We start from the raw sequence: 6,137 nt of genomic DNA, 5'->3' as shown, positions 1-6,137 counted from the left end.
GTCGAGCGCGGCCAGCGCCCCCGGGGTGTCGAGGTCGGCGACCAGGGCGGCCCGGAGCGCGTCGATGACCGCGCGGGCCTCCGCCGGTCCAGGCGTGGCTCCGACGCCGAACGCGGCTGTCCACGCCGCCAGCCGGGTGGTCGCGGCGGCCAGGTGCGCGTCGGTCCATTCCCAGTCGGCCCGGTAATGCTGGGCCAGCAGGGCGAGCCGGATGGCCCGCGGGTCGACTCCGGCGGCGCGCAGCCGTGAGACGAGCACCAGATTGCCGAGGGACTTGCTCATCTTCTCGCCCTGGTACGCGACCATTCCGGTGTGGCTGTACAGCCCGGCGAGCGGATGCCCGGAGAGGGCCGCGGCGTGCCCGGCGCTCATGTCGTGGTGAGGGAAGACCAGGTCGCTGCCGCCGCCCTGCACCGTGAAGTCCGTGCCGAGTTCCTTGAGCGCGATCACCGAGCATTCGATGTGCCAGCCCGGGCGGCCGGCGCCGACCGACGACGGCCAGGACGGCTCGTCGGCCCGCGCGGCGCGCCAGAGCAGCGGGTCGAGCGGGTCACGTTTGCCCGGGCGCTCGGGGTCTCCCCCACGCTCCGCCGACAGGGCGAGCATCTCGGGCCGGGCCAGGTTGCTCTCCTCGCCGAGCGTCCACGGCGCTAGGCGTTCCGCCGCCGCGATGTCGAAGTAGATGTCCGAACCGGCGGAACCGATCGTGCCGAACCGGGTGGTGTCGACGATGGAGTCGTTGGTCGGCACCGTGTAGGCGATCCCGGCATCCCACAACTGGGCGACGGCGGCCGCGATCTCGTCGATGACCTCGGTGACGGCGACGTAGTCGTTCGGCGGGATGATCGCCAGCGCCTCCATGTCGCCGCGGAAGAGCTCGACCTGCGAAGCGGCGAGTTCGCGCCAGTCGGCACCGGTCGCGGTTGCGCGCTCGAGGAGCGGGTCGTCGACATCGGTGACGTTCTGGGCGTAGTGAACCCGGTAGCCCGCGTCGAGCCAGACGCGCTGAAGGGTGTCGAAAGCAAGGTAGGTGGCCGCGTGGCCGAGGTGGGTCGCGTCGTAGGGGGTGATGCCGCAGACGTAGAGCCGGGCCGCGGCGGACGGCTTCGCCTCGACGAGGGTCTCCGTGGCGGTGTCGTAGAGCCACGGTGCGCCGGACCGGCCGGGGAGTTGCGGGATCTCGGGTCGTTGCCAGGCGCGCATTGAACCAGCCTAACTAGGCGGCGATGGTGTTGGTCGCCAGGAGGACGAACAGGGCCAGGCCGAGAACGATCCGGTAGATCACGAACGGGAGGAAGCTGCGCTTGGAGATGTAGTTCATGAAGAACCCGATCACGAACAAGGCGACGACGAACGCGATGACCGTGGCGACGAGGGTTTCGAACGGGCCGAAGACCTCGGGGGTGCAGTTGGTCGCGGCGGTGAGGCACGGCTGCGCGATCGACTTGTACATCTGGTAGAAGCCGCTGCCCAGCACTGCGGGGATGGCGAGCAGGAAGGCGTACCGGGCGGCGGCGCGGCGCTCGTAGCCCATGAACAGCCCGGCGGTGATGGTGCCGCCGGAGCGGGAGACGCCGGGGATGAGCGCGAGCGCCTGGGCGAAACCGTAGACGACGCCGTGGCTGACAGTGATGTCCTTGAGCCGGCGCTTCTTGGCCCCGACATGGTCGGCGATCCCGAGCAGGATGCCGAAGACGATCAGCACCGTCGCGGTGATCCAGAGGTTGCGGAGCGAGGACTCTATCTGGTCCTGGAAGAGGAGCCCGAGGACGACGATCGGCAGGGAACCGAAGATGATCAGCCAGCCCATCCGGGCATCCGGGTCCGTGCGCGGCACCTTGCCGACGAGCGAACGCGACCACTGGCCGATGATGCGCACGATGTCGCGCCAGAAGAAGAGCACGACGGCGGCCTCGGTGCCGATCTGGATGATCGCGGTGAACCGTGACCCCGGGTCGGCGCCGGTGCCGAGGAACTCGCCCACGATGCGGATGTGGGCGGTCGAGGACACCGGAAGGAACTCGGTCAGCCCCTGGACGAGTCCGAGGATGATCGCGTTGATGAGATTCACTTGCCGCCCGCTTTGCTGTCAGTAGTTCGAGAGCAGGTCGGTCAGGACCTGCCTGCCAAACACTAACGCGTCGAGCGGGACCCGCTCGTCGACGCCGTGGAACATGGCCGGAAAATCAAGATCTGCTGGGAGTTTCAACGGGGCGAACCCGTACCCTTTGATGCCCAGCGTGCTGAGCGCCTTGTTGTCGGTTCCGGCGGAGAGAAGGTATGGCAGCACCGGCGCACCCGGGTCGTGCCGACCGAGCGTGTCGACGACGGCGTCGACCAGCGGTCCGCCGAACTCGGTTTCCAGGCCGATATCGCGGTGCATGACGACGATTTCGATGTCGGGCCCCACGATCTCGGCCACCTCTGCCAGCACCTTGTCCTCGTCGCCGGGGAGGGTGCGGATGTCGATCAGCGCCTCCGCTCGGTCCGGGATGACGTTGTGCTTGTAGCCGGCGTGCAGCACCGTGGGGTTCGTGGTGGTGCGCAGGCTGGCCTGGATGAAACCGGAGGCCGTGCCCGTGGCCAGGGCCAGTTCGTCGGGGCCGACCCGCTGCGGGTCGACGCCCAGCACACTGGCCAGTTCGGCCAGGAGCGCGCTGGTGGTGTCGGTGAGCCGGATCGGCCACTCGCGCCTGCCCACCCTGGCCACCGCCTCGGCCAGCCGGGTGACCGCGTTGGCGTGGATCAGGCGCGATCCGTGGGCCGCCTCGCCGCGGGCGATGAGCTTGATCCAGATGAGAGCTTTCTCACCCGTTTGCAGCAGATAGGCGCGCTGGCCGCCGAGGGTGATCGAATAGCCGCCGACCTCGCTGATGGCCTCGGTTGCCCCCGCGAACACTTCGGGGTGCGTGTCGACCAGGTAGTGCGAGCCGAGCACTCCCCCGGCCTCCTCGTCGGCGAAGAAGGCCACGACCAGGTCCCGGGCCGGCTGCTGCCCCGAACCGAGGATGTCCTGCAACGCGGCGAGGATCATCGCGTCCATGTTCTTCATGTCCACGGCTCCGCGGCCCCAGAGGAGTCCGCCCTCGATCACGCCCTCGAACGGGTCCACCGACCATGCATCGGGGTCCGCCGGGACGACGTCGAGATGACCGTGCACCACGAGCGCGCCTCGGCTCGAGTCGCGGCCGGGAACACGGGCGACGACACTCGTGCGGCCCGGCTCGGAGTCGAACAGCTGCGGGGCGAGGCCGAGGGTGCGGAGGTTGGCGGCGACGTACTCCGCGGCATCCGTCTCGCCGTTGGAACGGCCCTCCCCGTAGTTGGTCGTGTCGAAACGGATGAGGTCGCGGGCGATCTCGGCCGTCAGGTCCAGACGGGCGTCGGCCGGGGTGTTCTCAGCGGAGGAAAGCATGGCCTTCACGCTACCGGGCGGCGTCGGATACCGGGGACGGCGGGTGCGGCCGGAGGGCGCCAAAATCCGTGCTAGATTATCTATTCGGCGGCCGGACAATGGCGGCCGAAGCACCAGCCCGGGTGGCGGAATGGCAGACGCGCTAGCTTGAGGTGCTAGTGCCCTTATGGGCGTGGGGGTTCAAGTCCCCCCTCGGGCACAGAGAGAAGTTCGGATAGTTCCGGACCTGCATTGGAAATAGGCCGTGATACGGATTCTTCGTTTCACGGCCATTTTTCATGCCCGGCTGCGGCCCGGCCACCCGATAAGCCTGGACCGCGCACCCGAGTTGCCCTCGCCACGTCGCTCGCAGCAGACTAGAGGCACCGGATCGCTATTGAGTCTTCCGCCCGCGGCTGAGGAGCTCACCATGACTGAACCGAACGACGCACGCGTCGGCCTCTACATCGACTTCGACAACATCGTCATCTCGCGCTATCAGCAGCTGCACGGGCGCAATGCCTTCCAGCGCGACGGCATCCGCGATTTCGATAAGTCGAGCCGGGATGCCGACCCCGAGATCGCCGCGAAGCTCGTCGCCGCGACGGTCGACTTCAACGCCATCATCGACTTTGCCGCCTCATTCGGCACCCTGGTCGTCAACCGCGCCTACGCCGACTGGTCAGTGCCCGTCAATGCGAGTTACCAGCGCCAGCTCATGTCTCGGGCGGTGGACCTGACCCAGCTGTTCACCACGACCACCAGGGGAACCAAGAACGGGGCAGACATCCGCCTGGCCGTCGACGTGGTCGAAGACCTCTTCCGGCTGCCCGACCTCACCCACGTCATCATCATCGCCGGCGACTCCGACTATATCGCCCTCGCCCAGAAATCGAAGCGGCTGGGTCGCTTCGTCGTCGGCATCGGCGTCGCGGGCTCGACGAGCACCTCGCTTGCGGCCGCGTGCGACGAGTTCGAGGACTACGCCTCGCTTCCCGGAATCGACAAGTCCGCCTCTACCACCGCCGTGGAGAGGCCCACGGCAAGCAGGAAGGCCGCGGAACCAGCCGACACTGCACCGGGCACTGCACCGGACACGGCCCCCAACAAGGCCCGCAGGCTCACGACGATTCCCATGTTCTCGCACACCGAAGACGCCCAGTTCGACGAGCCGGAGGCCGGCGACGACACCGACCCGCAGACCCTGGCGACGGAGCTCCTCGTGCGCGCGCTGAAGATCGGTCACGCCAAGGGCGACGCCGACGAGTGGCTCAACACGGGCACCGTCAAGAACCAGATGCGCCGGATGGACCCCTCCTTCAACGAGAAGCCGCTCGGCTTCCGTTCCTTCACCGACTTTCTCTCCTCGCGCAGCGATCTGGCCGAGCTGCAGGAGGACGGCCCGCAGCGGCTCATCCGGCTGCGCCCCGGGGCAGAACCAGACGCTAGGCCGGGATCCGCCGGTCGGCTTGGTTGAGTCGGGTCGTCAGCGTTTGATCTGAAATTTCTGGCGATGGGGACGACGGTGCAGCCGTCGCGTGCGGGGGCTGGATCTACCCCGCTCGTGCTGCTCATCAGAACGCCACATCATGTGCTGGGGCTACTACGGACGGCGCCCGCCCTGGGCAGGCTGCACGCGGCGTGATCGAGGCTGCCATCGCACTTGCCGCCTGACCGCAGCCAGCGATCGCCTGGTAGTTCGCAGCGCCTGACCCGGAGAAACCTGAGAAAATGCTAGAACGGCGTACCGGGCGCGAGCTGGGGTCTGTCTCGGCTGTGGCGGACTCGAAGCAGACCCGCATCTGCAGCTACCTGTCCGCGGCGCTCCTGTGCGGGTTGCTGCTCAATTCCCTCCTGGGGTGGGCGTGGGCGGATTCGATCGCGGCTGTCGTTCTTGTCGGGTTCGCCCGTCGGGAGGCCTGGAGGCATGGAAGGGTGACGGCCGTTAGTCGGTCCGGGTCTACTCGTGCTCCTCGATACACTGAGCGTGTCGCTCGGACGGGCCACACCACTTTGCTCGGCCGGAGGTGCTGGAATGTTGCAAACTTCTCCAGTCGTGCTGCGATTACCATTCCAGGGCCGATGGATCGCGCAGAACAGCCCGGCGAACCGCGTTCCTAGCCATGGCACTCATCTGTTCGGCACGACATTCGCGATCGACTTCGTCGCTATCAACGAACGCGGTCATTCGGGAAAGCGCGGTTGGCGCTCGGTGCTGGCTACTGAGTCCCCCGAGGTCTTTGTCGGATTCGGCGCACCTATCCTGGCGCCGGCATCGGGCACGGTCGTCGCCGCGATCGACGGCGAACTTGATCACGAGGCCCGCCGCTCGCAATTGGCGCGGATTCCTTACGCGGTCTCCCAAGCTCGCCGGATTCGGAAGGGCGTCCGCGCGATCGCAGGGAATCACGTGGTTATTGCGATGGATTCGTCCGGGCCCTTTGTGCTCATCGCCCATCTGCAGAGTGGATCGGTGAGCGTCGAAGTTGGATCTGCGGTCGAGGTGGGCGACACCATTGGTTCGTGCGGAAATTCGGGTAACAGCACGCAGCCGCACGTTCACGTGCAAGTCACGGACTCAACAATCTGGCCGACGGCTCGCGGCCGGCCGGTCATCTTTGAGCGCCCTCAGCTCGACGGTGGCAACTGGCTACCGAGGAACGGTGAGGCTTTCAACACTCCGGGCCCCAGTACCACGGCACGAAGGCGGGCCTGAAGCCGGGGCACTTGCGGCATCTACCCC

General features: G+C 67.3%; 5 protein-coding genes, 1 tRNA gene and 1 pseudogene. 4 read left to right on the top strand and 3 right to left on the bottom strand.

The features are described from left to right. From mshC to E3T48_RS10150, 3 genes are all read right to left on the bottom strand, one after another. A partial coding sequence (mshC, locus tag E3T48_RS10160) for a cysteine--1-D-myo-inosityl 2-amino-2-deoxy-alpha-D-glucopyranoside ligase (protein ID WP_134523943.1) occupies nucleotides 1-1,203 on the bottom strand: 1,203 nt, incomplete at its 3' end. Nucleotides 1,204-1,216: 13 nt separating this feature from the next. Next, nucleotides 1,217-2,071 carry an undecaprenyl-diphosphate phosphatase gene (locus E3T48_RS10155; RefSeq protein WP_134523942.1) on the bottom strand — a complete coding sequence of 285 codons (855 nt, stop codon included), beginning with the start codon at nucleotides 2,069-2,071 and terminating at the stop codon, nucleotides 1,217-1,219. An 18-nt stretch (nucleotides 2,072-2,089) separates the two neighbouring features. Next, nucleotides 2,090-3,415 carry a M20/M25/M40 family metallo-hydrolase gene (locus E3T48_RS10150; protein ID WP_134523941.1) on the bottom strand — a complete coding sequence of 442 codons (1,326 nt, stop codon included), beginning with the start codon at nucleotides 3,413-3,415 and terminating at the stop codon, nucleotides 2,090-2,092. A gap of 116 nt (nucleotides 3,416-3,531) precedes the next feature. Between E3T48_RS10150 and E3T48_RS10145 the strand changes: the two genes are divergently transcribed. From E3T48_RS10145 to E3T48_RS10130, 4 genes and pseudogenes are all read left to right on the top strand, one after another. Then, nucleotides 3,532-3,614 (top strand) — tRNA-Leu (locus E3T48_RS10145). 210 nt (nucleotides 3,615-3,824) lie between these two features. Continuing rightward, nucleotides 3,825-4,871: an NYN domain-containing protein gene (locus tag E3T48_RS10140; protein WP_134523940.1), complete on the top strand. Its 1,047-nt coding sequence runs from the start codon at nucleotides 3,825-3,827 to the stop codon at nucleotides 4,869-4,871. A gap of 260 nt (nucleotides 4,872-5,131) precedes the next feature. Then, nucleotides 5,132-5,343 (top strand): annotated as a pseudogene (locus E3T48_RS17250) (cobalt transporter); the annotation flags it as partial. An 86-nt stretch (nucleotides 5,344-5,429) separates the two neighbouring features. Then, complete coding sequence (locus tag E3T48_RS10130; protein ID WP_134523939.1) at nucleotides 5,430-6,110, top strand: M23 family metallopeptidase; 681 nt, start codon at nucleotides 5,430-5,432, stop codon at nucleotides 6,108-6,110. Nucleotides 6,111-6,137: the final 27 nt, after the last annotated feature.

This window comes from Cryobacterium fucosi, assembly GCF_004403515.1.
GTDB classification, from domain to species: Bacteria; Actinomycetota; Actinomycetes; order Actinomycetales; family Microbacteriaceae; genus Cryobacterium; species Cryobacterium fucosi.
The sequence above is the reverse complement of the archived record's forward strand: the minus strand, read 5'-3'. Positions and strand labels throughout refer to the sequence as shown.

Coding starts and splice junctions, on each gene's coding strand:
- E3T48_RS10140 (WP_134523940.1), top strand. CDS start 3,825: ATGACTGAACCGAACGACGCACGCGTCGGCCTCTACATCGACTTCGAC.
- E3T48_RS10130 (WP_134523939.1), top strand. CDS start 5,430: ATGTTGCAAACTTCTCCAGTCGTGCTGCGATTACCATTCCAGGGCCGA.
- E3T48_RS10150 (WP_134523941.1), bottom strand. CDS start 3,415: ATGCTTTCCTCCGCTGAGAACACCCCGGCCGACGCCCGTCTGGACCTG.